Source organism: Vibrio sp. Vb0598 (assembly GCF_033338935.1).
Lineage (GTDB): Bacteria > Pseudomonadota > Gammaproteobacteria > Enterobacterales > Vibrionaceae > Vibrio > Vibrio alginolyticus.
The window spans coordinates 1-1,803 of the sequence record NZ_JAWOTP010000071.1 but is presented as its reverse complement, the minus strand read 5'-3'; the positions used below and the strand labels follow the sequence as shown (position 1 = coordinate 1,803).

The 1,803-nt window shown below is 40.3% G+C and carries 3 protein-coding genes; all 3 read left to right on the top strand.

Annotation, left to right across the window (positions count from 1 at the left end; all coding sequences use genetic code 11):
- Positions 1–156: 156 nt before the first annotated feature.
- The 3 genes from R7Q38_RS22955 (at position 157) to R7Q38_RS22945 (ending at position 1,612) form a co-directional block, all read left to right on the top strand.
- Complete coding sequence (locus R7Q38_RS22955; protein WP_239939217.1) at positions 157–492, top strand: energy transducer TonB; 336 nt, start codon at positions 157–159, stop codon at positions 490–492.
- 163 nt (positions 493–655) lie between these two features.
- The gene (locus R7Q38_RS22950) at positions 656–1,126 is read left to right on the top strand and encodes a GNAT family N-acetyltransferase (protein ID WP_239939218.1); all 471 of its coding nucleotides are present in this window, start codon (positions 656–658) and stop codon (positions 1,124–1,126) included.
- Between the two features lie 150 nt (positions 1,127–1,276).
- Positions 1,277–1,612 carry an energy transducer TonB gene (locus R7Q38_RS22945; RefSeq protein WP_042524632.1) on the top strand — a complete coding sequence of 112 codons (336 nt, stop codon included), beginning with the start codon at positions 1,277–1,279 and terminating at the stop codon, positions 1,610–1,612.
- The last annotated feature ends 191 nt before the right edge of the window (positions 1,613–1,803 follow it).

Sequence of the window (1,803 nt, the reverse complement as noted above, 5' to 3'; positions counted from 1 at the left end):
TAGAAGTAGCGCATGTACTAACAAATTGCTTAAGAGTGATTCGTAACGCGTGGCATTTTTACTTTGCGGTGGCTTATAGTGATTAAGGCGCTTTGCGGTAGCTTTTGTATTGCGTTACTCACACCTTAGCAAGGCGTTATGTGTCAGAGAGAGATTATGAGATTTTTGCAATTATTTATCTTGATCTTAGTAGTAGGGTGTTCAAGTTCTGTAGAAAACACTTACTCATCGGAATATTTAGATCGAGAGCCAATAGAGTTTGTATCGCCGAGATACCCTAAAGTTGCAGTAGAGAATAACCTGTCAGGGTATGTGGTCATGACGTTTAACATTACTAAAAATGGAGATGTGGCTGATATTGTTGTAATCGATTCCACCCCAAAGGGGATCTTTGAAAAGGTAGCTGTACAAGCGTTGTCCAAATGGAAATATGAGCCACTTGAAGATGTTGAGCTTATTGCTCAAAAACAAAAATTAGTCTTTAAAATCTAACACATAACAAATTGTTTAAGAGTGATTCGGCACGCGTGGCATTTTTACCATGCGTTAGGTTTAGGGTTTAAGGTGGTATGCGGAGGCTACGGTATTGCGTGCCTCACACCTTAACAAGGCGTTATGTAGCCGCGAGAGGACGGTAAGTTAAAAGGATTTATATATGTTAAATATTCGGCAAGCTCGCATTGAAGATATCAGTGTTATCAAGAAACTACAGTTTCAGCTTAATGAGTATCATCAAGCAAATTTACCTGATGACTTTTTATCACCGGAAGAAATTGAACAAAAAATAGACCTACACAAGATAATCAAAAGTGAAAGCTCGATTTTTCTGGTAGCCGAAAGCAAAGGGCAGTTAGTAGGTTTTGTTTTTGGTGAGCTATGGGTTCGTAAGTCTTGGACTCTCAAAGAGCGAAAGATCGCAAACGTTGAACAGATTGTTGTGGATTCATGCTTTAGGAGTCAAGGTGTTGGAGTGGCGCTAATAGCGGCATTTGAGGAAAGGGCTATTTCTAACGGCGGAGAAGAGCTGTGGTTAGAAGTATATTCTTTCAATGAATCAGCTCTAGCTTTGTATCGCAAAGCTGGTATTGAGCCCAAGATCCAAATTGGACAGAAAGCACTAACCTGAAAGTCGGCTACATAACAAATTGTTCAAGAGTGATTCGGCACGCGTGGCATTTTTACTATGCGTTAGTTCTAGTGGTTAAGGTGGTATGCGGAAGCTTAGGTATTGCGTGCCTCACACCTTAACAAGGCGTTATGTTGTCAAAGATTAAGTATGAAGATTTTAATATTATTTATAGCGGCATTATTGTCTGGCTGCGCTGGTTTAATTGAAAGTGCTAGTTCCCCAAATTATCGAGAACACAAAGCTCGGGACAGTGTATCGCCGAGGAATCATAAAGGTTCAAGGAAAAACAAATTAGTCGGTACTGTTGTACTCACGTTTAATATTAATAGTCAGGGTGATGTGATTGACATAATGGTTACTGATTCTGTACCTAAAGGAGTATTCGATGCTGAAGCTGTGCGAATATTATCAAAACGGAAGTATGCGCCTTCCAAAAAAGGGGAAACTGGCCCTAAAAAAGCTAAGTTCGAGTTTAAAATTTGACACATAACAAACTGCTTAAGAGGGATTCGCAACGCGTGGCATTTTTGCTATGCGTTGATTTTAGTGCTTAAGGTGGTATGCGGCGGCTTTTGTATTGCGTTGCTCACCCCTTAGCAGGGCGTTAGTCGCCAGAAAAAGCTAGCAGTCAAAATCATGTTTCTAAGCTCAAAATGTGGCAGCTGTTTGTTTGG

What these genes read in the sequence shown, in the direction of transcription:
- R7Q38_RS22945 (WP_042524632.1), top strand. Translation starts at nt 1,277, where the DNA reads ATGAAGATTTTAATATTATTTATAGCGGCATTATTGTCTGGCTGCGCT.
- R7Q38_RS22950 (WP_239939218.1), top strand. Translation starts at nt 656, where the DNA reads ATGTTAAATATTCGGCAAGCTCGCATTGAAGATATCAGTGTTATCAAG.
- R7Q38_RS22955 (WP_239939217.1), top strand. Translation starts at nt 157, where the DNA reads ATGAGATTTTTGCAATTATTTATCTTGATCTTAGTAGTAGGGTGTTCA.